General features: G+C 66.4%; 25 protein-coding genes. 6 read left to right on the top strand and 19 right to left on the bottom strand.

All coding sequences use genetic code 11. The features are described 5' to 3' along the window. Nucleotides 1-45: 45 nt before the first annotated feature. A complete protein-coding gene (locus tag ACT53T_RS07380) occupies nucleotides 46-552 on the top strand; it encodes a peroxiredoxin (protein WP_476160724.1) in 507 nt (168 codons plus the stop codon). A 132-nt stretch (nucleotides 553-684) separates the two neighbouring features. On the opposite strand, the gene ACT53T_RS07375 is transcribed toward ACT53T_RS07380, so the two are convergent. Beyond that, nucleotides 685-1212 (bottom strand): hypothetical protein, encoded by a 528-nt coding sequence (locus ACT53T_RS07375; RefSeq protein ID WP_476160723.1) that lies wholly within the window; start codon nucleotides 1210-1212, stop codon nucleotides 685-687. A gap of 163 nt (nucleotides 1213-1375) precedes the next feature. Here ACT53T_RS07375 and zigA point away from each other — a divergent pair, with 163 nt between their 5' ends. Together zigA and ACT53T_RS07365 are read left to right on the top strand one after the other, a co-directional pair. Continuing rightward, a complete protein-coding gene (gene zigA / locus ACT53T_RS07370) occupies nucleotides 1376-2602 on the top strand; it encodes a zinc metallochaperone GTPase ZigA (protein ID WP_476160722.1) in 1227 nt (408 codons plus the stop codon). Beyond that, on the top strand, nucleotides 2592-3197 hold the full coding sequence (locus tag ACT53T_RS07365; protein WP_476160721.1) for a DUF1826 domain-containing protein: 606 nt from the start codon (nucleotides 2592-2594) through the stop codon (nucleotides 3195-3197). Before zigA ends, ACT53T_RS07365 begins: the two co-directional genes overlap by 11 nt. Nucleotides 3198-3218: 21 nt before the next feature. Here the strand turns inward: ACT53T_RS07365 and ACT53T_RS07360 are convergent, their stop codons facing one another. Beyond that, a complete protein-coding gene (locus tag ACT53T_RS07360) occupies nucleotides 3219-4208 on the bottom strand; it encodes a tetratricopeptide repeat protein (RefSeq protein WP_476160720.1) in 990 nt (329 codons plus the stop codon). Nucleotides 4209-4526: 318 nt separating this feature from the next. Between ACT53T_RS07360 and rnd the strand changes: the two genes are divergently transcribed. Together rnd and ACT53T_RS07350 are read left to right on the top strand one after the other, a co-directional pair. Continuing rightward, nucleotides 4527-5699, top strand: a complete 1173-nt coding sequence (rnd, locus tag ACT53T_RS07355) for a ribonuclease D (protein WP_400767901.1) — start codon at nucleotides 4527-4529, stop codon at nucleotides 5697-5699. Nucleotides 5700-6040: 341 nt separating this feature from the next. Beyond that, nucleotides 6041-6445, top strand: a complete 405-nt coding sequence (locus ACT53T_RS07350; RefSeq protein WP_476160719.1) for a hypothetical protein — start codon at nucleotides 6041-6043, stop codon at nucleotides 6443-6445. 18 nt (nucleotides 6446-6463) lie between these two features. On the opposite strand, the gene ppx is transcribed toward ACT53T_RS07350, so the two are convergent. From ppx to ACT53T_RS07325, 5 genes are all read right to left on the bottom strand, one after another. Further along, nucleotides 6464-7996, bottom strand: coding sequence for an exopolyphosphatase (ppx, locus tag ACT53T_RS07345; RefSeq protein ID WP_476160718.1), 1533 nt, complete (start codon nucleotides 7994-7996; stop codon nucleotides 6464-6466). Next, on the bottom strand, nucleotides 7986-10211 hold the full coding sequence (locus tag ACT53T_RS07340; protein ID WP_400767906.1) for an RNA degradosome polyphosphate kinase: 2226 nt from the start codon (nucleotides 10209-10211) through the stop codon (nucleotides 7986-7988). Before ACT53T_RS07340 ends, ppx begins: the two co-directional genes overlap by 11 nt. A gap of 61 nt (nucleotides 10212-10272) precedes the next feature. Then, nucleotides 10273-10965 (bottom strand): P-loop NTPase family protein, encoded by a 693-nt coding sequence (locus ACT53T_RS07335; protein ID WP_476160717.1) that lies wholly within the window; start codon nucleotides 10963-10965, stop codon nucleotides 10273-10275. 4 nt (nucleotides 10966-10969) lie between these two features. After that, nucleotides 10970-12115, bottom strand: a complete 1146-nt coding sequence (locus ACT53T_RS07330; protein ID WP_476160716.1) for an AI-2E family transporter — start codon at nucleotides 12113-12115, stop codon at nucleotides 10970-10972. Then, nucleotides 12102-12671 carry a CDP-alcohol phosphatidyltransferase family protein gene (locus ACT53T_RS07325; RefSeq protein ID WP_400770388.1) on the bottom strand — a complete coding sequence of 190 codons (570 nt, stop codon included), beginning with the start codon at nucleotides 12669-12671 and terminating at the stop codon, nucleotides 12102-12104. Before ACT53T_RS07325 ends, ACT53T_RS07330 begins: the two co-directional genes overlap by 14 nt. 188 nt (nucleotides 12672-12859) lie before the next feature. Here ACT53T_RS07325 and ACT53T_RS07320 point away from each other — a divergent pair, with 188 nt between their 5' ends. After that, on the top strand, nucleotides 12860-13963 hold the full coding sequence (locus ACT53T_RS07320) for a peptidoglycan-binding domain-containing protein (protein ID WP_476160715.1): 1104 nt from the start codon (nucleotides 12860-12862) through the stop codon (nucleotides 13961-13963). 8 nt (nucleotides 13964-13971) lie between these two features. On the opposite strand, the gene ACT53T_RS07315 is transcribed toward ACT53T_RS07320, so the two are convergent. The 12 genes from ACT53T_RS07315 to ACT53T_RS07260 form a co-directional block, all read right to left on the bottom strand. Further along, complete coding sequence (locus tag ACT53T_RS07315; RefSeq protein WP_400767913.1) at nucleotides 13972-14265, bottom strand: hypothetical protein; 294 nt, start codon at nucleotides 14263-14265, stop codon at nucleotides 13972-13974. A 141-nt stretch (nucleotides 14266-14406) separates the two neighbouring features. Next, nucleotides 14407-15948, bottom strand: a complete 1542-nt coding sequence (locus ACT53T_RS07310; RefSeq protein ID WP_476160714.1) for a LysM peptidoglycan-binding domain-containing M23 family metallopeptidase — start codon at nucleotides 15946-15948, stop codon at nucleotides 14407-14409. Between the two features lie 171 nt (nucleotides 15949-16119). Continuing rightward, nucleotides 16120-16806 carry a protein-L-isoaspartate O-methyltransferase family protein gene (locus tag ACT53T_RS07305; protein WP_476160713.1) on the bottom strand — a complete coding sequence of 229 codons (687 nt, stop codon included), beginning with the start codon at nucleotides 16804-16806 and terminating at the stop codon, nucleotides 16120-16122. A gap of 7 nt (nucleotides 16807-16813) precedes the next feature. Beyond that, complete coding sequence (gene surE / locus ACT53T_RS07300) at nucleotides 16814-17578, bottom strand: 5'/3'-nucleotidase SurE (RefSeq protein ID WP_476160829.1); 765 nt, start codon at nucleotides 17576-17578, stop codon at nucleotides 16814-16816. Nucleotides 17579-17795: 217 nt separating this feature from the next. After that, on the bottom strand, nucleotides 17796-19298 hold the full coding sequence (serS, locus tag ACT53T_RS07295; protein WP_476160712.1) for a serine--tRNA ligase: 1503 nt from the start codon (nucleotides 19296-19298) through the stop codon (nucleotides 17796-17798). 198 nt (nucleotides 19299-19496) lie between these two features. Continuing rightward, nucleotides 19497-20279 carry a twin-arginine translocase subunit TatC gene (gene tatC, locus ACT53T_RS07290; protein WP_476160711.1) on the bottom strand — a complete coding sequence of 261 codons (783 nt, stop codon included), beginning with the start codon at nucleotides 20277-20279 and terminating at the stop codon, nucleotides 19497-19499. Then, nucleotides 20276-20773, bottom strand: coding sequence for a Sec-independent protein translocase subunit TatA/TatB (locus tag ACT53T_RS07285; RefSeq protein WP_476160710.1), 498 nt, complete (start codon nucleotides 20771-20773; stop codon nucleotides 20276-20278). Before ACT53T_RS07285 ends, tatC begins: the two co-directional genes overlap by 4 nt. A 45-nt stretch (nucleotides 20774-20818) precedes the next feature. After that, complete coding sequence (locus ACT53T_RS07280; protein WP_400767923.1) at nucleotides 20819-21067, bottom strand: twin-arginine translocase TatA/TatE family subunit; 249 nt, start codon at nucleotides 21065-21067, stop codon at nucleotides 20819-20821. A 158-nt stretch (nucleotides 21068-21225) separates the two neighbouring features. Next, nucleotides 21226-21966 (bottom strand): SMC-Scp complex subunit ScpB, encoded by a 741-nt coding sequence (scpB, locus tag ACT53T_RS07275; protein WP_476160709.1) that lies wholly within the window; start codon nucleotides 21964-21966, stop codon nucleotides 21226-21228. 39 nt (nucleotides 21967-22005) lie between these two features. Next, complete coding sequence (locus tag ACT53T_RS07270) at nucleotides 22006-22839, bottom strand: segregation and condensation protein A (protein ID WP_036287349.1); 834 nt, start codon at nucleotides 22837-22839, stop codon at nucleotides 22006-22008. A 59-nt stretch (nucleotides 22840-22898) separates the two neighbouring features. Continuing rightward, nucleotides 22899-23906, bottom strand: coding sequence for a beta-N-acetylhexosaminidase (nagZ, locus tag ACT53T_RS07265; RefSeq protein WP_476160708.1), 1008 nt, complete (start codon nucleotides 23904-23906; stop codon nucleotides 22899-22901). 16 nt (nucleotides 23907-23922) lie between these two features. Next, the gene (locus ACT53T_RS07260; RefSeq protein ID WP_476160707.1) at nucleotides 23923-25338 is read right to left on the bottom strand and encodes an SPOR domain-containing protein; all 1416 of its coding nucleotides are present in this window, start codon (nucleotides 25336-25338) and stop codon (nucleotides 23923-23925) included. Between the last annotated feature and the right edge of the window lie 17 nt (nucleotides 25339-25355).

The following is a 25355-nucleotide window of genomic DNA, read 5'->3' as shown; positions in this document are numbered from 1 at the left end:
TTGCGGAGCGCGCCATCCTCTGCATGCTGCCGATTGTAACGGCGGATGAGACGAAAGGAAGGCGCGGTGACCGAAGCGAAGAAATCCACAGGCTTGCGCGAAGGCGACGCCGCCCCCTCTTTCGAGCTGCCGGGAGCCGGCGGCGAGACGCTCTCTCTTTCCGGCTTTTCCGGCAAGAAGCTGGCGCTCTACTTCTACCCCAAGGACGACACCTCCGGCTGCACCAAGGAGGCGATCGAATTCAACGCTTTGAAGGCGGATTTCGCCAAGGCGAAGACCGCGCTGGTCGGCGTCTCGCCGGATTCGCCGGCCAAGCACGACAAGTTCCGCGCCAAATATGAGCTGACCTTCCCGCTCGCTTCCGACGAGAGCAAGGAAATGCTCTCCGCCTATGGCGTCTGGGTGGAGAAGAGCATGTATGGCCGCAAATATATGGGCGTGGAGCGCTCGACATTTCTGATCGGCCCGGACGGCAAGATCGAGAAAATCTGGCGCAAGGTGAAAGTGCCCGGCCATGCGGCCGAGGTGCTGGCGGCCGCGAAGGGGAAGTAGCGCCCCTCGCCCACCACTCGGCGCCTGAGGCCTAGCCGGTTCGAGACTTCCACGACGAGCCGGGCTCGAACATTCGGCGTAGTCCGCTCTCCGCCATGACGCGGACTACGCCTTCTAGCGAATTGGCGCGACTTATTCGCCGTTCGCGATCAGATTTCTGACCGCATTGACCGTGTTTTCATGCTTTCGAGAATCACGATTGAGAATAAGCTCGCCACGATAGCGCAACGCTCCACCTTTGGCGTCATCGGAATATTCGTAGCTCAACTCGGCTTTCTCTAATTGAGTCCGCAGCGATTGCTCCAATGGCTGAGAGAGGCCTTGCGCGCGCAAATTAGTCGTAGCCTTTGCTATTGCGCTCGACACGGCTTCCAAGACGAACTCTTGCTTCGAGCACTCCATCACGTCTGTGACTGCATCGAGTTGCGCGAGGGTGAGAGCGTCGATGCGGACGCACAAATTGCGAACCAGCTCCTTGGAATGGCCTCCCATGCAAACCGCGCCGGCGTTCGCGCCCAGACCATTCCCGAAGGTCCATGTCCGCTTGGCGGCGATCGACTTCATCGTCAGGAAATCATCGAAAGCCTCGGCGCGAACGGAAGGAGATATGCCTGCTTCTCGGTACCCCTCGTCAAACATGTCGAGTAGCTTATTGTCCATGTGAATCTCCTAAAATCACATGCTAATATTCATATATAACATGCATGCATAAGCGTGCATAGACGAAACATAGGCGCCCCCCCGGCTCACCCTCGCCCCCGCTTGACGCCGCTATCCCGCTCGGCTACGCGTCTATATGTTATAACATAACATATGGCGCGCCATGGCCCAGAACCCCGACCCTCGCCTCCCCGTCACCGTCCTCTCCGGCTTTCTCGGGGCCGGAAAGACGACGCTACTCAATCACGTTCTCAATAATCGCGAGGGCCGGCGCGTCGCCGTCATCGTGAACGATATGAGCGAGGTGAATATCGACGCCGACCTCATCCGCGACGGCGGCGCAGAGCTGTCGCGCACCGACGAGAAGCTCGTCGAAATGACCAATGGCTGCATCTGCTGCACCTTGCGCGACGATCTGCTCGCGGAGGTGCGGCGCCTCGGCGAGGAAGGCCGCTTCGATTATCTGCTGATCGAGAGCACGGGCATCGCCGAGCCGCTGCCGGTCGCCAGCACTTTCTCCTTTCGCGACGAGAATGGCGCCAGCCTCTCCGATCTCGCGCGGCTCGACACGATGGTCACAGTCGTCGACGCGGCCAGCCTGCTGCAGGACTATGGATCGAACGACTTTCTGCGCGACCGCGGCGAGGTCGCCGGCGAGGACGACGACCGCACCCTCGTCGATCTCCTCGTCGAGCAGATCGAATTCGCCGACGTCATCGTCCTCAACAAGGCCTCGGCGGTGTCGGACGAGCGGCTGGCGCTGGTGCGCAAAGTGGTGAAGTCGCTGAACGCTGACGCGCGCATTGTCGAGACAGATTTCGGCGCGGCGCCGATGGACGCCATTCTCGACACCGGCCTCTTCGACGAGGAGAAGGCGGAGCGCCATCCGCTATGGCACAAGGCGCTCTACAGCCCGGAAGAGCATGCGCCAGAGTCGGAGCAATATGGAATAGAGAGCTTCGTCTATCGGGCGCGGCGTCCGTTCCACCCGGAAAAATTCAACGCTTTCATCAATGCGACCTGGCCGGGATTGGTGCGCGCCAAGGGGCATTTCTGGCTCGCCACCCGGCCGAAATGGGTCGGCGAATTCTCGATCGCCGGCGCGATCGCCCGCGTGACGGCCATGGGCTATTGGTGGATCGCCGTGCCGAAGCAGCACTGGCCCGACCACCCCGATTGGAAGCGCCATTTCGAACGCAATTGGGACGAGGTCTGGGGCGATCGCCGGCAGGAGCTCGTCTTCATCGGAATCGGCATGGACGAGGCCGCGATTCGCGCGGCGCTCGACGCCTGCCTCGTCGGGCCGCAAAAGCCGAAGCGCTTCGACGCCTCCGCCTATCGCTCGCTCGTCGATCCCTTCCCCGCTTGGGAGAGCGCCGATGCTGCGTGACGAGGCGACCGCGCCGCCGTCCAGCTCCGCTCGCCGACTGATGCAATCCCGCTCCATCTGCCTATTGCCGCGAGAATTGGAGCCGCGGATCGCCGAAGCGTTGGATGCGATGAGTCTCGCACAGCCTCTGCGCTTGCGCGTGACCGGCGCCGAGGAGACCCTGCCGCGCGCTGTCATCGACGCTCTTGGAGACGCCGGCCTCGCGCCGAAGTGGCTCGCGGAATGGTTGGCGAGCGACGTCATGCGTCTCGCGCGTCTCTATCGTGAGGCGACGCGGGCGGAGGAATTGCGAGTCAGGCTGGAGACGATCGCCGACGACGCCTGCCGGCTGTTCCATGTCGATTTCGTGCGCTTTCGGCTCGTGACCACCTATCGCGGTCCGGGCACGCAATGGATCGCGCCGGGGCCGGACGCCGATCCGCTCGCGGAGAATTCGATTCGGCGGCTCGAACGCGGCTGGGTCGCGATCATGCGCGGCGAAAAGGCGGCGAGCGCCGAACTCCGCGCCCTTCCACATCGATCGCCGCCGATCGCCGGGACGGGCGTCGAGCGGCTCTTCCTCGCCATAGACGACGCGCCCTCGCCGTCGCGCTGACGACGAGGGCGCGTCGCAGGCTTATTGCGCCGGCGCGGCCGCGGCGCGGGCGGCGAGCTGCTTCGTCACCTCGTCCAACCCTTTTTTCGCCGCAGCGAGATTGGGATCGAGGGTCAGCGCCTGCTCGAGATCGGGCTTGGCGTGCTCGAGATCATGCTTGCCGCGATAGGCGTTGGCGCGGTTGAGATAGGCGCGCGCATATTTGGGATCGAGCCCGACGGCCTTGCCGAAATCGGCGACGGCGCGGTCGAAATCGCCCTTGGCGTGCAGCGTCAGCCCGCGATTATTATAGGCGATGGCGAGCTTGCCGTCGCTGGCGATCGCCTTGTCGTAATCGGCGAGCGCATGGTCGAGATCGCCCTTGCCCTGATAGAGCGCAGCGCGATTGAGATAGGCCTGCGCGGATTTGGGCTCGAGCTTGATCGCCGCGTCGAAATCGGCGAGCGCGTGGTCGAGATCGCCCTTGGCGCGCCAGGCGCGGCCGCGACCCGCCAGACCGGCGGCCGATTTCTTGTCCAGCTCCAGCGTCTTGTCGTAATCGGCGATCGCCTTGTCGAGATCGCCCTTGCCCTGATAGGCGCCGCCGCGGCCGAGATAGGCCGCCGCCGATTTCGGCTGCGCGGCGACCAGCTTGTCGTAATCGGCGATGGCGTGGTCGAAATCGCCCTTGGCGCGATAGGCGGCGGCGCGATCGGCGAGAACGACGGAGGAGGACGGGTCGATCTCCAGCGCCTTGTCGAAATCCGCGAGCGCGCGCTCGAAATCGCCTTTGGCGTGATAGGCGCCGCCACGATTGACATAGGCCGCCACGCGGTTCGGCTTGGTCTCCTTGTCGCCGCGGGCGATGACCTCGCCGCAGCCTTCTATGCGCTTGTCGGGATCGGCGGCGCGGCAGGACGCCCAGGCGTCGCCCTTGGCCTCGGCGGCGACGCAGACGAGGGAGAAAGCCGCCGCCAGCGCGAGACGAAGCGGAGACCGAAACGAGGTGGAGACGAAAGCGTGGCGCGCCATGTGGCCGAGGGCTCCGTATAGTTGACTATTTCACTATGATTTCATTTCGCCGCTTCGAGAGCAATCGGAAAAACTGCGCATCGAGACGCGCGCCGCCCCAGGCTCCGCTCGGCCGAGGCGCGCAGAATGGCCCGGATAAATGATTTTCCGAAACGGCTCAACAGATTGGCCGCCTTCGCATGCGCCGCGCGGGCCGTCGCGCCGAGCGCTGGCTCGGGCGTTCAGCGGGAAAATCGGTCGAAAACATGCGTCGAGAGTGAGAAAACATGCGCAAAGACCCTTCAGGACCACAAAAAAGTACTCTAAGACTGCATGTCGATGAGCCTCTTGACCTCTACCGAAGATCTCGCCGCCGCCTGCGCCCGTCTCGCCCGACATCCGTTCGTCACCGTCGACACGGAGTTTTTGAGGGAAACGACTTTCTGGCCCAAGGTCTGCGTCATCCAGCTGGCCTCGCCCGAGGAGGCCTTCGCGGTCGACACCCTGTCCGAGGGGCTCGACCTCACGCCCTTTTTCGAGCTGATGGCCAATGAGCGCGTGGTCAAGGTCTTCCACGCCGCGCGCCAGGACCTCGAGATCGTCTGGCGGCTGGCGCGGCTGATTCCCGCGCCCTTGTTCGACACACAGGTCGCGGCCATGGTCTGCGGCTTCGGCGATCAGGTCTCCTATGTCGAGCTGGTGAAAGCCATCGCCAAGGAGAGCCTCGACAAATCCTCCCGCTTCACCGATTGGTCGAAGCGGCCCTTGTCCACGGCGCAGATCGACTACGCCATCGCCGACGTCACGCATTTGCGGCAGATCTACACGCATTTGCGCGCGCGGCTCGAGCGCTCCAACCGGCTCGACTGGCTCGTCGACGAGATGCGCACGCTGACGACGCCGGAAACCTATGAGCAGAGCCCGGAGAACGCCTGGGAGCGGCTGCGGCATCGCGTGCGCAAGCCGCGCGACCTCGCCGTGCTGATGGAGCTCGCCGCTTGGCGCGAGGCCGAGGCGCAGGGCCGCGACGTGCCGCGCTCACGCGTGCTCAAGGACGATATGCTGATCGAGATCGCCCTCGCCGCCCCGCGCACGCAGGAGGCGCTCGGCAATTTGCGCGCCTTCCCGCGCGGGCTCGAGCGCTCCCGCTCGGGGGCGGAAATCGTCGCCGCCGTGGAAAGAGCGCTGGCGCGCGACCCCGCGACGCTGCCGCGCATAGAGCGGGAGAAGCGCGGCAGCTCCAGCGGCGCCACGGTCGAGCTGCTCAAGGTGCTGCTGCGGCAGGTCGCCGAAGAGACGGGCGTCGCCACCAAGATGATCGCCACCGTCGAAGACCTCGAGGCCATTGCCGCCGACGATGGGGCGGACGTCCCCGCCCTCTCCGGCTGGCGGCGGGCGATCTTCGGCGACAAAGCCCTGCAGCTGAAGGCTGGACGTCTGGCCCTCGCGGTCGAAAAAGGCCGGGTCGTCACCCTCGACTGGCAAGAGCTGGACGAGAGCGCCGCGCGCTGAAGCCCGCCTAAGGGTAGGCAGACTCCCCATTCTTTCACCCATTCCCATCCCTATTCTGACGGATAGGGATGGGTGGCTCTTTGCCAACCCATCCAGCCCGTACGAACCCATCCATTTTGCGACGCACAACTCATCTTTAGAGCTGAATTCATTGCCAAATCGAATGCTTCTATAGAAGCAGCCCTGCGACAAACCGCGCCTTGAATTTTTGCTGCTGCGGCGCAACATACGATCATGTTGCGACGCAACGCGAGCTCGACGCGGCTTCGGCGCGGTCGAGGAGCGGCGGTCGCAGGAGGCGCTTTCCAGCGCCGCCGCTGATTTCGAGGAAGGACAAGACCATGATGACTGCAGGCAAACGCATCTTCGCTCTGGCCCTCGCCGCTGTGCTGAGCCTCACGGCGGGCGTGGCCCTGCACGCCGAGCCCTATGGCGCGGCGGCTGCGCCCGTGACGCTGAGGCCGCTCGCCGCGGCCAGCTTCGACGCGGGCCAGAAACATGTGCTGAGCTATTTCGTCGGCGGCGACGGCGCCTGCCGGCTGACGGTGATCGTCTTCGACGCGCCGACGCTCGAGGCCGCCAACGCCAGCACGGCGACGACGCGCTTCATTGTGCCGATCTCCAGCGGGTCGTCCGCCAATCTCGACACCGCCGTCGCCAAGACGCTGCGCTTCTCCTGCTCGGCCGACGCCGGCGCCGTCACGGTGAGCACGAGCGAGCGCGTCGCGCCCCGCGCGGCCTATTGATGAAGGGCGCCGCCTCCGTCAGAGGACGGGGGCGGCGGCCTCTATGACCGCCTCGGCCCCGATGAGACGGCCGAGCGCCTTGGAGCGGCTGGCCAGCCGCTCGCTGACGAGATCGGCGAATTCCATCGGCAGCGATAGAATCAGCCTCCCCTCATCCGTGACCAGCGGCGTGCGCGGCAAGACGCCGGGCATGGCCGCCGTCAGCAGATAAGCGACCCGCAGCGCCGCCGAGAGCACGCGGGCGCGCTCCAGCAAGCGCGGCGACAGCAGGCCGCGCACCGGCAGAGCGCCCTCGCTGTCCGGCCCGGCGTGGCGCAGCACCGCCACCAGCGCCAAAAAGGCGCGGCCCGGATGATCGACGGCCACGAAGGCGGAATTGGCGATCACATTCATCGCCTGATTGGCGCGATAATCGGGATGAGCGCGCCAGCTCACATCCGACAGAAAGCAGGCCGTGTGGCGCAGCCGCGCCTCATCCTCGGTCTCCTGCAGGCCGGAGGAGGAAAACAGCGCGTCGGTCCAAGCGATGAGATCATCGCCATAGCCGGGCGCGCGCGCCATGGCGCGTTCCAATTCACGCGCGGCGGCGACCAGCGGATCGGCCGCGCGCTGCTGCGGCGACAGGCGCTCATAGAGCAGGCCCTCGCGCACGCCGGCGGCGGAGATGACGATCTCCTTGGGCCGCGCCTTGCGAATCACCTCGTCGAGCACGATCGCGCCATAGGCGAGCAGCGGACGGCGCGCCGCCGATACCGCGGCGATATCGGCCAGCGCCTCGCTGTCGACGCGCTCCAGCAGACTGGCGAATTCCGCCGCGTCGCTGGTCGGGATGCGGTAATTATGCATCATGTCGAGCGGATAATTGCGCTGGCGCATGTGCAGCCGCGCCAGCGCGCGCCATGTGCCGCCGACGGCGTAGAAGGTCCGCCCCTTGAGCCGCTGCAGCGGCAGCGCCTCGTCGATCGCCTTGCGGGCGATGCGCGACGCCTGGCGGGTCGAGCGGCTGGCGGCGTCCATCAGCGCGAGGCCGCCGAGCGGCAGCGTCACCCCCTCGCCCATCTCGCCGTCTTGCAGATCGATGAGCTCGAGCGAGCCGCCGCCGAGATCGCCGACCACTCCGTCCGGCTCGTGGATGGCGGAGATCACGCCGAGCGCCGAAAGCTCGGCCTCGCGGCGGCCGGACAGCAGCGAAATTTCGCGGCCGATCGCCTCCTGCGCGGCGGCGAGGAAGGCGGCGCCATTGACGGCGTCGCGCGCGGCCGCGGTCGCGATCACCTCTATGTCGCCGATCTCCATGATCTCACAGAGCGAGCGAAAGCGCCGCAGCGCCGCGAGCGCCTTGCGAATCGCGTCATCGGGCAGGCGACCCGTTGTGACGACGCCGCGCCCGAGGCCGCACATGGCCTTGTCGTTGAAGATCGGCGTCAGCGCGCGCCCCAACGCCGAATAGGCGACGAGACGCACCGAATTGGAGCCGATGTCGACGATCGCGACAGGCCGCTGCGTTTCTTCCGCACGCGCCGCCTCGACCTCCGCCGCGTCAGTCCTCACGCGGCTTGAGGAGCGAACGCGGGCGCCATTCCTTGAGAGACTTGCCACGGCCAGAGAGACTCGGGTTGGTCATGAAGTATTTATGGGCGTTGAACCGCTCTTCGCCCTCGGGGGGAGTTATGCGTAACGAAGAGCCATCCGGCAAGACTCGATAGCTCTGCTCATTGTCGATGAGATTGGCCAGCATGATCTGATCGAGAATCTGCTGATGCACCGTCGGATTGGTGATCGGCATCAGCACCTCGACGCGGCGGTCGAGGTTGCGCGGCATGAGATCGGCCGAGGAGATATAGACATGGGCCTTGGCGTGCGGCAGCGCATGGCCGCCGCCGAAGCAATAGACGCGCGCATGCTCGAGGAAACGCCCGACGATCGATTTCACGCGGATATTGTCGGAAAGGCCCGGCACGCCCGGCCGCAGGCAGCAGATGCCGCGCACGACGAACTCGATCGACACGCCCGCCTGCGAGGCGTGATAGAGCGCGTCGATGATCTCGGGATCGACGAGAGCGTTGCATTTGCCCCAGATCGCCGCGGGCTTGCCGGCCTTGGCGAAGCCGATCTCCTGCTCGATATGCTCGAGCAGCCGCGTCTTGAGCGAGATAGGCGACACCGCCATGCGCTCGAGCCCCGCGGGCTCCGCATAGCCGGTGATGAAATTGAAGATGCGAGAGACGTCACGGCCGATCGCCGGATCGGCGGTGAAGAGCGAGATGTCGGTATAAACGCGCGCCGTCACCGGATGATAATTGCCCGTGCCGACATGGCAATAAGTGACGATGCCGCCGCCCTCGCGCCGCACCACCATCGACAGCTTGCCATGCGTCTTCAGCTCGATGAAGCCGAACACGACCTGCGCGCCGGCGCGCTCGAGATCGCGCGCCCAGCGGATGTTGGCCTCCTCGTCGAAGCGCGCCTTCAGCTCGACCAGCGCCGTCACCGACTTTCCGGCCTCCGCCGCCTCCACCAGCGCGCGCACGATGGGACTGTTGGAGGAGGTGCGATAGAGCGTCTGCTTGATCGCGACCACATTGGGATCGCGCGCCGCCTGCTGCAGGAATTGCACGACGACGTCGAAGGATTCGTAAGGGTGATGGACCGCGAGGTCCTTCTGCTTGATGGCGAGGAAGCAATCGCCGCCATTGTCGCGCACGCGCTCGGGGAAGCGCGGCGTGTAGGGCTTGAACTTGAGATCGGGCCGATCGAGCGCGACCACCTCCGAGAGATCGTTCAGCGCCAGCATTCCATCGAGCACGAAAATCTCGTCATCGCCGACATCGAGTTCCTCGGCGACGAGGGCGCGCAGCGCCTCCGGCATGTCCGAGGCGACCTCGAGGCGAATGACCGAGCCGCGGCGACGACGCTTCAGCGCCGTCTCGAACAGGCGGACCAGATCTTCGGCCTCCTCCTCCACCTCGAGATCGCTGTCGCGAATGAGGCGGAAAATGCCCTGCCCTTTGAGCTGATAGCCGGGGAAGAGCTTTTGCGCATTGATGGCGATCAAGGTCTCGAGCAGCATGAAGCGCTCGCGCCCCTGCCCGCCCGCGCTCGGCAGACGCACGAAGCGCTCGATCTTGGGCGGCAGGCGCACCAGCGCATGGAGCGTCTTGCGATCCCCCGGACGCACCAGCTCCAGCGCGAGGGTGAAGCCGAGATTAGGGATGAAGGGGAAAGGATGCGCCGGATCGATGGCGAGCGGCGTCAGCACCGGAAAGACGCGCGAGAGAAAATGGTCTTCCAGCCATTCGCGGTCGCCCTTGGAGAGATGCCCCGGCTCCACGATGACGATGCCGACATCCTCGATCTCGCGGCGCAGCTCGCGCCAGCGCCGCGTCTGCGCCGTGGTGAGCAGCGCCACGCGCTCGTTGATCTTCACCAGCTGCTCGGCCGGCGTCAGCCCGTCCTGCGAAAGAGTGGCGACGCCGGTGCGCACCTGGCCGCGCAGGCCGGCGACGCGCACCATGAAGAACTCGTCGAGATTATTGGCGGAGATGGAGAGGAAGCGCAGCTGCTCCAGCAGCGGATGATTGCGATTGGACGCCTCCTCGAGAACGCGGCGGTTGAACTCGAGCCAGGACAATTCGCGATTGATGAAGCGCTGCGGCAGAGCGGCGAGCTCCTCGGGACGCTCCAGAATCTCGCCCGGCTGGTCCATGACGGGAATGTCGGCCCCGGTGCGCTCGGCCTCGAGATTGTCCTGGATGTGCTTCGTCATGCTTTTTCCACCTCTCGCCCGCCGGCGCGATTCTGACAGATTTTCCGCCATCCGAAAGCCCTCACGCGCCGCGCGAGGCGTCGATGAGCTGGAGAAGCTCGCCCGCGAGCGCGCGCGTGACCGGACGGCCGCGCGCCAGCGCCTCCTCGTCGAGCATGCGCACAAAGGCGCGAGCCGCCTCGAGCGAGCGCTCGAGCCGAAGCGCGACATAGTCGACCAGCGTCGCCTCGACCGCCAGCTGACGGTCGCGGAACAGCTTTTCCAGCACGGCGCGAATCAGAGAATCGTCCGGCGCGCCGATTTCTACGACCGGCGCACGACGTAAACGCGACAATAGGTCGGGAAGCGCGATTTGCAGCGCAGACGGAGGCCGCCGCGAGGTGACGAGCAGCGACCCGCCGCTTTCCCGTAGAAAATTCATCAAATGAAACAAGGCTGTCTCATCCGTCACCGCCTCCAGCCCGTCGAGCATCGCCGCGGCGCCGGCGAGCCGGCCGGGCTCGGGAATCTCGGTCGGAGAAACGAGAACGGCGTCGTTGCGACGCGCGAAAATGGCGCCGAGATGGGTCTTGCCAGATCCCGGCGGGCCGATGAGCAGCAGCGCGCTGTCGGGCCAGTCCGGCCAGCGCGAGATCATCTCATAGGCCGCGCGATTGGCGGGGGAGATCAGAAAATCCGCCTCGCCATAGCGCGGCTCGCCGGCCAGATCGAAGAAGAGCTGGGCGGGCCCGCGGCGAGAATCGCCTTCCGGCATGGGCTCAGCTCTCCCCCGCCGCGGCCGGACCGAGAAACAGCGCGCTCTGACGATAGCGCCGCACGGCGAAGCGCAGAATGACGCCGAGCGCCGCCGCCACCGGCGCCGCCAGCAGCAGTCCGGTGAAGCCGAACAGCGATCCCGCCGCGAGCAGAGCGAACATCAGCCACACGGGATGAACGCCGATGGAGCCGCCGACGAGGCGCGGCGACAGCACATTGCCATCGAGGAAGAGGCCCGTGGAGACGACCGCCACAGCCATGGCCAGCAGCCGCCAATCCGGCCAGCCCTGCACCAGAGCGACGATGATCGACAGGACGAAAGCGGTGATCGAGCCGACATAGGGCACGAAGCTGAGCACGCCGGCGCTGACGCCGATGAGGAAGCCGAAATTCAAGCCGATGAGCGACAGGCCGATGCTGTACCACAGGCCCAGAAACAGGCAGACGAGCGCCTGGCCGCGCAGAAAGCCGGCCAGCGCTCGGTCTATGTCGCGCGCGATGGCGCGCACATCGTCGCGATAGCGCGGCGGCGTCAGCTGATCGAGCGTCGCGACCATATCGTCCCAGTCGAGCAGAATGTAGAAGGCGACGACCGGCGTGATCACCACCAGCGAGACCATATTGACGAGCGCCGCGCCGCCGGAAACCAGCGATTTCAGGAAAGCGGCGCCCATGCGCGCCGCCTCGCTGGCGAGGTCGTTCACATATTTCTGCGTGTCGAGCGAGGCGTCGGAGACCGGCAGGCCGAGCTTCTCATAGACGCTGCGCATGAAATCGCCGGTGGCCTCGCGGCTGACATGCGTGAGCAGCCCTTGCAGAGTGGTGAGATAGCCGGGCAGGCTCTCGAGGAACTCGCTGAATTGCCGGGTGAGCACCGGCGCGATCAGCAGCACGATCGCCGCCGCCAGCACGACGAACACAGTCAAAATGACGAAAGAGGCGCCGAGGCGCGAGAGGCCGAGCGTCTGCAGCCGATCGGCGACCGGATCGAGCAGATAGCCGAGCGCGAGCCCCGCCAGAAAAGGCGCCAGCACCGCGCTCAGAAAATAGAACAGCGCGAAGACGAGAAGAATCGTCGCCGTCCAGAAGGCGAGCCGCCGGTCCAGCGCGTTCGAAACGCGCGCCTCCCCCATCTCACGCTCCGACATCGTCTGGTCCCATGAGCTTGACCCAGCGCCAGAGATAGACGCTGGCGGAAGCGACGGTCAATGCCGCGACCGCGGCCATTAGGAGGCTGTCCACGCCATGGAGCGAAATGGCGAAGGCCTCGCCCGCGAGCACAATGGCCGCGAGCAGCAGCTGCGCCGCCGTCGTGGCCTTGGAGACCGGCAAGGGACGAAGGTCCATGGGGCGAGCGAGCAGCCAGGAGACGAACACGGCTCCGACGATCATCACATCGCGCGAGATCACCAGCAGGGCGAGCCAAGCCGGCAGCACGCCCTTGATCGCCAGCGTCGCATAGATGGAGACGATCAGAGCCTTGTCGGCGACGGGGTCGAGCACGGCGCCGAGCTCGGTGCGCAGATCGAAGGTCTTCGCCAGCCAGCCGTCGAGCGCGTCCGACGCGCCGGCGAGAACGAAGATCGCGAAAGCGGCGCGCCAATGATCGCCGACGATCATGTCGATCGCGGCCGGCGTCAGCACGAGACGCCCGATGGTGATGAAATTCGGCAGCCAGCGCAGGCAGAGGGAACGCATGACCATCATATCTGGCGCGCCGAGGGCTGGGCGCTAGGGCGCATCCGCAGATGTCCGCAGGCGCATCGCCGCGGAGGCGCCGCCGCATCGACTGTGAGCGCGCGCACAGGAGGCGAAAATCCGCCTGCTAATGTGACCTCTGCGTCTGCGCCGCTCCCGATTTCGATTCAGCGCTCCTCGAGGGGAATTGACCCATGGCCCAGCAAATTCTCATGAAATTGTCGAATGGCGGCTGCTCCAGCTGCGATCCGCCGCCCGCGCCGGGCTTTTCGATCGGCGGTTCTGTCGGCCGCGGCGGCCGCAATCTGTCTGAAGACGTGCGAACGATTCAATCGGCGCTCAATGGCGTCTGCCCGGCCGATGGCGGGCCGATATTGAAGCTCGACGTCGATGGCGTTGTCGGGCCGATCACCATCGCGGCGATCGAGAAATATCAGAAGCGCCAGCTCGGCTGGTCGGACGGAAGAGTCGATCCCGACGGGCCGACCATTCATGCGCTGAGCGGCCAGAGCGGCGGTCAATCCGCCCCCGCCAAGGCCGGCCCCAAGGCGCCGCCGCCCAAGGCCACGGCGCACCAGAACGCGCAATTCGTCGAGCGAATCGGCTCGCTGCTGCCGCGCGCGCGCCATTGGATTTCCATGGCGCAGCTCAATATCGACATGGCTTCGGAATATTTGCGTCGCTCGCCGGCGGGGCGCAACGATCCCTTGCCCTCCCTGCACGACATCGGCAGAGGGCAGCTCGCACTGTTCGACAAATATTTCCATACACACAAGGAGCCGACGACGACGAAGTTGGCGCAATTGCAACGCGCCAAGCGGCTCTATGATTCGATGACCACCGTCATCACCCATTCGCTGCTGCAGGCGCCGATGTTCGGCTGGGGCGTCGGCTATTTCCAGCCTGATCCCGCCGACGGCACGCTCGCCGCGCTCGATTATGTCGCCTATACTTTTTACGGCGGCTGGCAGGCGCGCCGCCCGGACGGCAGGCCACGCCTCTCCGGCGACGACAATTACAAGGGCGCCAAGAATCTGCGCGAGGACACGATCTTCTTTCCGGTCGGGCAGCTATTGACGAAGACCGATAATTTCATGCTCGAGACGATCATTCACGAGCTGGCGCATTTCGTCGGCCCCGGGGTGAAGAGCCCGGACCGCATCGGCGACCACACCTATGACACCAAGGCGAATTTTCTCACCGTCAACAATTGGACCGCTCTGCACACGGCGGAATGCTACGGCTATTTTGCCGCCGAATCCGCCCTGCGCAATGCGATCACCATACCGATCCATTGAGCGGCGGCTCACTTCGACATGCAGGCCTTGATGTCGCTCGAGGTCTTCATCGCCTCGAAAGTGTCGGCGCAGAACTTCTCCAATGTCGGGCGCAGCTCGGGATTGGAGGCGTTGGCGCGCAGGCTCATCGCGCCCTCGAGCAGCTCCTTCTGCGCGGCGTGGATATTGGCGCGCGGCAGCTCGACCGTGCATTCCTCATAGCGCTTCAAGAATACGTCGCAGACGGGAATTCCGGTGGGATCGATAGCGAGCGCCGGCGTGACGAAAAAAGCTGCCGCCGCGAGAGAGATGAGACGTTTCACTGCCGAATTTTCCCCTATCGCCCAACCCTCACGTCCCTATAGAGGCTCCCGTCGGAAAAGAAAACGGGCGACGGGCGCGTCGTGCCGCCCGTCGCCCCACTCCGGCGCAAGTGTCTCGCGAACGCCCGAGATTCCTTTAGCTCACAGCCCGGCGAGATAGCCGGTCGGATCGACCGGGGTCGAGCCTTTGCGTAGCTCGAAATGCAGCTGCGGCGAGCCGACATTGCCCGACTGGCCGGATTTGGCGATCGTCTGGCCGCGCTTCACCTGATCGCCGCGCTTCACATCGAGCTCGCCATTATGGGCATAGGCCGAGACGAAGCCGTTGGGATGGCGGATCAGCACCAGATTGCCATAGCCTTTGAGCTCGCTGCCGGCATAGGCGACGACGCCGCCCTCGGCCGCCTTCACCTGCGTGCCTTCCGGCACGGAAATGTTGATGCCGTCATTGCCGCCCGAGCTGAAGCCCTGGATGATGCGGCCGCGCGCCGGCCAGCGGAACTCCGGCCGCGCATCGGCGGAGGCCGCCGCGGGGGCGGATTTCTCCTCGGCCGGCTGCGCCTGCGGCGGGATCGAGGCGGTCGGCGTCTTGTCGATATTGCGCAGAGCCTGCGGCTGCGGGGCCGGCGCGGCTTCGGCGAAACGCTGCGGCTTCTCGGCCTGCGGCGCGCGGGCGATCTCCTTCGGCTGAGCCGGCTCGGGCTTTTTCTTGGCGATCTTCTCGGCGCGGACCTCGGGCTCCGCCTTGCGCGCGGGCTCGGCCTGAGCGAGCTTGCGCTGCGGCTCCGGCTTCGCCTTTACGGGCTCGGGCTCCTTGGTCCGCTGCGCGAGCTGCGCGCGGGCCGGATGCGCCTCGGCCTGCGGCTTTTGCGCGGGCGTCGCCTTCAGCGCGGGCGCCTGAGCGACCATCTGCTTGGGCGCGAGCCGCACGGGCTGCGCCTCGGCCTGCTTGACCGGAGCCGCCTTGGCCGGCTTCGCCTCGACCTGCGCCTGGCGGACAGGCGCGGCATGCGGGCGCTCGGCCACGACGGGGCGCGCGGGCTCCTGCTCGGCCTCGACGCTGGAGGTCTTCCTCTTCGGCTCGACGGGAGCGGCGGCCTTCTTCTCCGTCTTGCGATCGCGCACATCCGCCGTCTTGGCCGCAGGCTGCGGCAAGGGCTTCGGCTGCGCGGCGACATGGACGGGCGCCGGAGCCGGCGCGGCGGCCACGGGCGCCGCCGGAGCGGCGGAAGCGCGATAGATCGGGATCACCAGCCGCGAGCCGGAATGCAACTCCGCCGGCTTGCCATAGCCATTGACGCGCAGCAGCGCGTCCAGCGGTACGCCATAGCGGGTCGCGATCACGCCGGCCGATTCGCCGTCGGCGACGACCACGGGCGTGCCGCCCTCGGCGCTCCAATGATTATAGGCGCCGGCCACGCGGGCGGGCGCAGGCGCCGGCGCAGCGGCCCGAGCCGGCGCAGGAGCGGCGGCGACGGGCGCGGGCTGGCTCACGGCCGGCGGCGGGGCGAGCGGCTGGCGCTCGACGACGCTGCGGCGCACGGGCTGCGAGATCGTGCCCGTCGGGGCGCGATCGACGCGGCTCGTCGGCGCGGAATCCTGGAAAGGATTGGTGAAAGGATCGGAGAAACGGGAAGCGTCGGAACAACCGGCGAGCAGGCCGGCGGCGCCGGCGGCGAACATGAGCCGCTTTGCGACTCGCGACAGAAAAACACGACGCTCAATTGCCATGACGCGACCTACACTCGAACGCTATCCTCACTGTGGTCATTTAGCCACAGCCCGGTTAAGGGAGCGTTTAAGATGAATGCGGGTTCAGCGACGCGACGCGGATTTTAGGTAAATTTCGAGCCTTCACAGAGCTTTCGCGCGCCCATTGAGCGCCGCGCCGAGCCGGCAGGGCCAAAGATCGCTCGTCGTCCACAGCGCCTCGCCGTCGCGATGCGAGAGCGAGAGCCGCTCCGACGGCTGCGCATCCTCGGAAGCCGGCGGCGCATAGCGTCCGAAGATCGCCGCCCCGCCAGGCGCGAGCGCGGCCATGACCGCATGCGGCGGCTGCTCGCGAAAAGACATATGGAGAATGATGCGGTCGAAATATCCGCGCGTCTCATCGGCGGCGAGCCCGTCGCCGAACAGCGCCTCGACATTGGCGCAGCCGAGCTCGGCGAGGCGTCGCCGCGCCTCTATCGCCAAGGTCTCGTAACGCTCGATCGTCACCACCTCGCGCGCGAGCCGCGACAGCACCGCCGCGCCGAAGCCGGAGCCCGTCCCGACTTCCAGCACGCGATGATGCGGCTCGATTCGCAGCGCCTCGAGCCTGCGCGCGAGAGCGGCGGCGGCCGGCATGATCTGGCCGCAGCCGATCGGCAGCGACATGTCGCGGGCGGCGAGATCGCGGAAGCGATGCGGGGCGAAGAGCTCGCGCGGAATCGTCTCGAAGGCGCGCATGATGGCGAGGTCGCGCACGCCGGCGCGCCGCAATTGCAGAAGAAGCGCCGCGCGAGCCTCGATCGATGGTCCCTCGTCCGCGCGCTCCTCCATTTGGCTCCTATTCGAAAGCGGCGGAGAGCCGCGTCAAGGTCGGATGGTCGGTGAAGTCGAGGCGCAGGGGCGTCACCGAAATCTTATTCGCCTCCACCGCCTCGAGGTCGGTGCCCGGCCCCGGCGTGAAATTGCCGCGCCGAAAGCATATCCAATAATAGGGAATGCCGCGACCGTCCTTGCGATCCTCTATATGCATCAGATCATTGGAGCGCTGGCCCTGCATGGTGACGGCGACGCCCTTCACCTCTTGCGGCGTGCAATTGGGGAAATTGACATTCATCAGCACGCCCGGCGGAATGCCGGCCGCGACCAGCTTGCGAATGACGTCCGCCGCATGCGTCTCGGCGCAATCCCAGTGGATGTGCCGCCGCCCGGCGAAGAAATCATAGACCTGCGACAGCGCGATGGACGGAATGCCGAGCAGCGTGCCCTCTATGGCGCCGGCGATGGTGCCGGAATAGCTGACGTCCTCGGCGAGATTCTGGCCCGAATTGACGCCGGAGAGAATGAGATTCGGCGGTCTGTCGGCGAGCAGCTTGCGCACGCCCATGATGACGCAATCGGTCGGCGTGCCTTTGACGGCGAAATGCCGCGAGGAGATTTCACGCAGACGCAGCGGATCATTGATGGAGAGCGAATGCGCGACGCCCGATTGCTCGCTCTCCGGCGCGACGACGAAGACATCGTCGGTGAGGCTGCGCGCGACGCGCTCGGCCAGCGCGAGGCCGGCGCCGTGGATTCCGTCGTCATTGGTGATGAGGATGCGCATCGTCACTCATTCTCGAAGGACTATAGCAATCGGCGGGCGCAAGTCCTTCTCCCACTCGTGGGAGAAGGTGGCCCCGCGAAGCGGGGTCGGATGAGGGTCCATGCCTTCAGTGAGTCGAAGGACACGAAGCGATGCGCAAAGCGAAGGGACCCTCATCCGACCCTCGCTAACGCGAGGGCCACCTTCTCCCGCACGCGGGAGAAGGGTCACGCCCCAGCTACCGCGCCGCGGCGATTCGCTCCAGCCCACCCATATAGGGGCGCAGGACCGTCGGCACTGTGACGGAGCCGTCCGCCTCCTGATAATTCTCCAGCACCGCGACCAAAGCGCGGCCGACGGCGACGCCGGAGCCGTTGAGCGTATGCACGAAGCGCGTCGCCTTGCCCTCGGCGGGACGGTAGCGCGCGTTCATGCGCCGGGCCTGGAAATCGCCGCAGACCGAGCAGGAGGAAATCTCGCGATATTTCCCCTGCCCCGGCAGCCACACCTCGAGGTCATAGGTTTTCTGCGAGGCGAAGCCCATGTCGCCGGTGCAGAGCGTCACCTTGCGATAGGGCAGCTCGAGCAGCTGCAGCACTTTCTCGGCGCAGCCGGTCATGCGCTCATGCTCCTCGAGCGATTGCTCGGGCGTGGTGATGGAGACGAGCTCGACCTTGTAGAACTGATGCTGCCGAATCATGCCGCGCGTGTCGCGCCCCGCCGCGCCCGCCTCGGCGCGGAAGCAATAAGTGCCGGCGGTGAAGCGCAGGGGCAGCTGCGATTCGTCGAGGATGGATTCGCGGACGAGATTGGTGAGCGGGACTTCGGCGGTGGGGATGAGCCAAAGATTTTTGGAAATGGAAGGATGATTTTCCCTAATCTCTTTTGCTTCTTGGCTGAGACTAGAAACATAATTTTGTAACGCCTCGAACTTGTCTGTTAGCCCCCCCATCAAAAACGCCAGCGCGGGTTCATCCGCGTTGGCCATCTGCGTTAGAAATGTGTGTTCCAGTTCCGGCAACCATCTAGCGACTAGGCGTTCGATCTCGTTGAGTCGCAATGCATGATGAGTCACTGCGCTAAACTGGTCATCTCTAAACTTCGGCAGTTGCGCCGTGCCGACCATCGCCTCGTCGCGCACCAGCAGCGGCGGCGCGACCTCGGTATAGCCGTGCTGATCCGTATGCAGATCGAGCATGAATTGCGCGAGCGCGCGCTCCAGCCGAGCGACCCCGCCTTTGTTCACGACGAAGCGCGCGCCAGAAAGCTTCGCCGCGCTCTCGAAATCCATGAGCTTCAGGCCTTCGCCAATGTCGAAATGCTCTTTCGGCGGAAAGTCGAATTTGCGCGGCTCGCCCCAGAGCAGAACCTCGACATTGTCGTGCTCGTCCTTGCCTTCCGGCACTTGCTCGAGCGGCGTGTTGGGAATCTTCAACAGCGCTTCGTCGAGCGCGGCGCTCGCCTCGCGCTCGGCCTGCTCGAGCTGCGGGAAGTCTTCCTTGAGCTTCGCGACTTCCGCCTTCAGCGCCTCGGCGCGGGCGGCGTCCTTCTCGCGCATGGCGAGGCCGATTTCCTTGGAGGCCGCGTTGCGACGCTCCTGCGCCGCCTGCAAGGCCGCGATCGCCGCGCGGCGGGCGTCGTCGAGCGCGAAGAGGCTTTCCGACAAAGGCGGGAGATTGCGGCGGCGGCGGCCATTGTCGAAAGCTTCCGCATTATCGCGAATGAATTTGATGTCATGCATGAGAATCGATCCGCCGACTGGTGCGTGCCCTCATCCGACCCGGCTACGCCGGGCCACCTTCTCCCACAAGTGGGAGAAGGGAGCGGCCAACGTTGCGCGAAACAGGGGCGCGATTCCTTCTCCCGCTTGCGGGAGAAGGTGGCCCTCGCGTCAGCGAGGGTCGGATGAGGGCCCTTGTCCCTCGAGCGGAACGAAGGGTCAACCCGCGGCTTGCTGTTCCTCGGCCGCCGCCCGCTTCTTCTCGATCCAGCGCACGGAAATGATCGACGCCTCGTAGAGCAGCAGCCCCGGTATCGCGAGCGCCAACTGGCTGAACACGTCCGGCGGCGTCAGCACCGCCGCCACGATGAAGACGAGGACGATCGCATAGCGGCGCTTCTCGGCCAGGAATTGCGAGGAGACGATGCCGATCTGACCGAGCAGCGTCAGCACCACCGGCAGCTGGAAGACGACGCCGAAGGCGAGCACCAGCGTCATGATCAGCGAGAGATATTCGGAGACGCGCGGCAGCAGCTCGATCCTCGCCTTGCCGGGCTCGTTGGCCTGCTGCATCGAGATGAAGAAATGCAGCAGATTGGGCATGACGAGAAAATAGACGACCAATGCGCCGAGCGCGAAAAAAATGGGCGTGGCGAAGAGATAGGGCCGAAAGGCGGCCCGCTCGTGCTTGTAGAGGCCGGGCGCGACGAAAGCATAGACTTGCCCGAACACGATCGGACAGGAGACGAAAGCGGCGGCGAACATCGCCACCTTGATCTGCGTGAAGAAATACTCCTGCGGCGCGGTATAGATGAGCGTCGCATCTGGACCCACGGCGATCGTATAGGGGACCACCAGCAGATTATAAATGTCCTTGGCGAAGAAGAAGGCCAGGATGAAGGCGCCCAGAAACGCCATCAGCGCGCGGATGAGCCGCTCGCGCAGCTCCATCAGATGCTCGAGGAGCGGCGCCTTGGTGGCGTCGATATCGGCGTCGGTCATATCGGCTGGCTTTCGGGCGTCGTCTCGGCCCCGCTCGCGGTCGCCCTCTCGCTCGCGGCCGGCTCGCTGGAGGCGTGGACCTCGGCCTGCGCTTCGACGGCGGGCGCCGGCGCGGCCGCATGACTCTCGGCCGTGACGCTCTCGGCGGCGACGTCGCTCTCGGCCGCCTTGGCCTCACCCTCTTGCGGCGGAGCGGGCGGGCCTTCGATCGCGCCGACGATCTGCTCGCGGGCCTGCTTGAGCGGATCGAAGGCGACATCGCCGACGCCCGTAAAGGCCGAATCGACCTCGCTCTTCAAATTTTTCTGAACCTCGGCGAGATCGGCCTCGCGCATCGCATCCATGAACTGGCCTTGGAACTCGGACGCCATGCGACGCATGCGCCCGGTGATCTGGCCGATCTGGCGCAACACGCGCGGCAGATCCTTGGTCGGAATCGCGACGAGCGCAACGATGCCGATGACGATCAGCTTTCCGGGATCGAGATCGAACATGGTCTTCTCGAGAGCCTGCCTGCGGCAGGCGAAACAAGGGTGGCGTCAGGCCTTTTTCGCTTCGGCCGGCTTGTCGGCGTGCAGCGTGGTCTGGCTCGCGAGCGGCTGATGCTCCAGCGATTTCGCCGGCTCCTCGGCCTTGGCCTCGGTCTCGTCTTCGGCGAGGCCCTTCTTGAAGGCCTTTATGCCCTTGGCGACGTCGCCCATCACGTCGGAAATCTTGAAGCGGCCGCCGAACAATATGAAGGCCACGCCGCCGACGATAATCCAATGCCAGATCGACAGACCGCCCATGGCGCGAACCTCCCACTCGTCTTTCGTGGACCGGCGAGGCCGGCCGAAACTTCTCGGAACCTAGGACGCCGGACGCGCAAAAACAAGTTGGATGAGCGAATTCTCCGACGCTTCAGGTAGGATTTCGGCGGACCCGCGCGAGACGGGGCGAGAGCGCCCTAGTCCTCGATCGGCTCCGGCTCCTCCGGCGCGTCGGGCTCCTGCAGAAAATCCATCTCGAGCGCCGCCTCGGCGTCGCCCTCCAGCGGATCCTCGTCCTCCTTGAGCGTGGCGTCGTCGGTCGGCTGCGGCACGTCGAAGCCCTTGGGCAGGCGGCCGTCGAAGAGGCCGGCGCCCTTCAGCTCGTCGAGGCCGGGCAGATCGCCGATCTGCTCGAGGCCGAATTGCATGAGAAAGCTGTCGGTCGTGCCATAGGTGAGCGGACGCCCCGGCGCGCGGCGACGGCCGCGCAGGCGAATCCAGCCCGTCTCCAGCAGCACGTCCAGCGTGCCTTTGGCGACGGCGACGCCTCTTATGTCCTCGATCTCGGCGCGCGTCACCGGCTGGTGATAGGCGACGATGGCGAGCGTCTCCAGCGCGGCGCGGGAGAGCTTCTTCTGCTCCACCTGCTCGCGCGCCAGCACCCAGCCGAGATCGGCGGCGGTGCGGAAGAACCATTTGCGGCCGGCGCGCGTCAGCGTGACGCCGCGGTCGGCGTAATCCTGCTTCAGCCTGGTCAGCACCGCCTCGACGTCCATACCGTCCGGCAGGCGGCGGGCGATCTCCGTCTCCTCGAGCGGCTCGCTGGCCGCAAAAAGCAGCGCCTCGGCGATGCGCGAGGCCTCGCGCAGCGCCGCCGCCTCTTCATCGGGGGCGGCGTCGTCCTGGAACAGCTCGACGGGTCGCAAGGCTCGCGCCAAATTTCTCTCCCTCGCCTTTGGATCATGAGCCCTTTTGGCTCACGGCTCCGAGGCTTCGCTCAAAGAGCCCGAAGGCTCGCGGTCCAGTTCCGTATCGCGCCGACGCAGCCAGATCGGCGCGAAGGCGCGGTCCTGGCGAATGTCGAACCGCCCTTCCCGCACCATTTCCAGCGAAGCGGAAAAAGACGAGGCGCGAACGGTGCGCGCGGTTTGAATATCCACACAATAATCCAGCAGATAATCGTCGAGCGCAGTCCATTGGGCCGCGATTCCGGCGAGCCGCTCCAGCGTCTCGCGCGCCTCGGCCAACGACCAGACGTTGCGCTGGCGCAGAGTGACCTTGGAGATCGCCTGCTTCTGCCGCTGGCGGGCGTAGGCCGACAGAAGATCATAGAGGCTTGCCGTGAAGGTCGAGTTCGTCTTGGTCTCTATGCCCTCCGGCCCGCCGCGCAGGAACATGTCGCGGCCGAGCCGCGCGCGCTCCTGAAGCTTGTCGGAGGCCGCGCGGATCGCCTCCAGCCGGCGCAGGCGATCGGCGAGCGCCGCGGCCAGCTCCGCCGCGGAGGGCTCCTCGCCCGTCTTGGGCTGCTCCGGCAGCAGCAGGCGCGATTTCAGATAGGCGAGCCAGGCGGCCATCACCAGATAATCGGCGGCGAGCTCCAGCCGGACGCGCCGCGCCTCCTCGACGAAGGCGAGATATTGCTCGGCCAGCGCAAGAATAGAAATGCGCGCGAGATCGACCTTCTGCCGGCGGGCGAGCTCCAGCAGCAGGTCCAGCGGGCCTTCGAAGCCGTCGACATCGACGAGGAAGGCGGGCTCCGCCTCCGCGCGCTCATGTTCTCCGGCAATGTCGAAAGCCAAATCCTGCGCCATCTCGCCTCACGGCGTCGTCTCACGCCTCCGCCCATCGGGAAGGCGAGAGATTGGGCCGATCAGACGCCGGCCGCAAGAGCCGCGTCGAGCTGGAGGGCGCCGTCCACAGGATCGAATTCCTTCGGCGCGGCGATTTTCGCCTTGGCGACGCGCGCCCGCTCCAGCGCCCGGCCGGCGAGATCGCCCGCCCCTTCCGCCACGGCGCGAGCCTCGGCGAGATCGCCGTTGCAATGCAGGACCACATCGCAGCCGGCGGCGACAGCCCCCTCGGCGCGCGCGCGGAAGCCGCCGGAGAGCGCCTTCATCGAGAGATCGTCGGTCATCAGCAGGCCGTCGAAGCCGATGAGGCCGCGAATGATCCCCTCTATGACGGCCTTGGAGAGCGTGCCCGGAGCCTCGGGATCGATGGCCCGATAGACGACATGGGCGGTCATGCCGAGCGGCAGATCGGCGTCGGCGCGGAAGGGAATGAAATCCTGCGCTTCCAGCTCGGCGCGGGAGGCCTCGACAACGGGCAGCTCGAGATGGCTGTCCGCCCGCGCCCGCCCATGGCCGGGGATATGCTTGATGACAGGCAGCACGCCGCCGTCGAGCAGACCCTCCGCCGCGGCGCGGCCGAGCCGCGCGATCTCGGTGGGAACGCGGCTATAGGCGCGGTCGCCGATGATATTGTGGGAGCCGTCCACGGGCGTGTCGAGAACCGGCAGGCAATCGACGTCAATGCCGACCTCGCGCAGATCATGGGCGATCAGCCGCGCGCCGAGCCGGACGAGAGCGGCGGTCTCCTCGGCGCGGAGCCCCAGCCGCTCGAAGGCGGCGGCGGCGGGATAGGCGCGCCAGACCGGCGGGCCGAGGCGCTGGACGCGCCCGCCCTCCTGATCGACGAGAATGGGGGCGTCCGTTCCCAGCGCATCGCGAATTTCCGCCGTGAGGGCAAAAACCTGCTCGCGCGAGGCGACATTGCGCTTGAACAGGATCGCGCCCCACGGCTGCGCCTCGCGCAGGAAGGATTTCTCCTCCGGCGAGAGGGCGAGGCCGGCGCAGCCGCAGATGAAAGCGCGCGTCACGGAGCCGCTGTCTCCATCAATTGGCGGCGACGAAGCAGGAGCCGCCGGAGGCCTTGACCTTCTCGCAGACGCCGACCGCGGCCTCGCGGCTCATGCCGGCGGCGCGGACGCGATAGACGCTCTTCTCGCCGACCTTGGCGAGGCGGAAGCCGAGCCGCTTGCCGCCGAGCTGGGCGCTGTATTTGGAGTTCACCGTCTGCATCAGCCGACGGGCCTCGTCCTCGGAGCCGGCGGCGCCGAATTGCACAGCGAAGCCGCCATTGCCGCCGGTCGCGGCCTCCGGCTGCGCGGTTTCTATGGCGGCGGTCTGCTCGGGAACAGCGGCGGCCGCCGGGGCGGCGGGCTTGGTGGGGCGCGGCGGCTGCGCGACCTTGGGCGTCGTCGCCGGCTTGGCCGGCCCCTTGGGCGTCGCGGTCGGCGGCTCGGCGGCGGCGTCGACGGCGGTCGGCCGGGTGGCGAGCGACGGCGGCCGCGCCGGGGGCGCGACATTGGCGGGACGCGCGATCGCCGGCGTCGGCGCGTCATGATCGATGACGGTGCCGTCGGGTCGAACCGAGACGGTCTTCACCCGCCGCGGCTCGGCGCCATAGGGATTATTGGGGCCGCCGGACGGGGCGGCCTCATGCGGCGCGTCCACCGGTCCGTCGCCGAGCTTGACGACGCGCACCGCCGCCGCCGGATCGACCGGCTGCTCCTGCTTGGAGACGACCTTCTTGACCGGAGCGGTCTGATTGCGATCGAGCACGGCCGCGCCGCGCTGGGGCGCAGCGGCTTCGGCGACGGTGGAGGGCTGCACCTTGGCCGGACCTTCCGGCGCCTTGATGGTGGCGAGCTCCTGCGGGGCCACGACGCCGCCGCGATGGCCCAAGGCGAGGCCGACGCTCACCGCGCCGACGCCGGCGAGCGCGACCACCGCATGCCAGGGCCGCAGCCGATCGCGCAGCGCGCCGAAAAAGCCTCTCCGCTCGCGCGGCTCGTCATAGGGCTCGTCCTCGACGCCATAGTCGAGATAATCCTGCTGATCCTGATGCGCCCACTGCCCCTCCTCGCCGGGCGAGCGCACCGCGTAATAATCGTCGGGCTGCGATTGCTGCTGCGCGGCCGGCGACAGCGGCGGCGGCGACATGGGCGAAGGCGACCTCTGCGACGGCGAGACCGGCGGCAAGGCGCCGCGCAGCTCGGCCGTATCGAAAACGTCTCTGTCTCTCTGGCTCAAGGACGGCTCCCGGCGCTGCTGGTCGGCGAAGACTCGCCCGTAAGGGTCGGCCGCGGCGGCCGCTTCATCGCCGTGCAGCAGACGCGCCAGCTCGGCGAGCGGATCGGTCTTCGCCTCGCCCCTGCCCGGCTGATTCTCCTGCGGCTCTCCGCCACGCAGGCGCCGCTCGAATTCGCTGATGTCGATGGAAGGCCCTCGGGCCGTCGCCTCGCGCATGATGCACCTTCCTGCTC

Source organism: Methylosinus sp. DMC45, from assembly GCF_056313885.1.
Note: the sequence above shows the minus strand (reverse complement) of the source record. Positions and strands in the feature narration are given on the sequence as shown.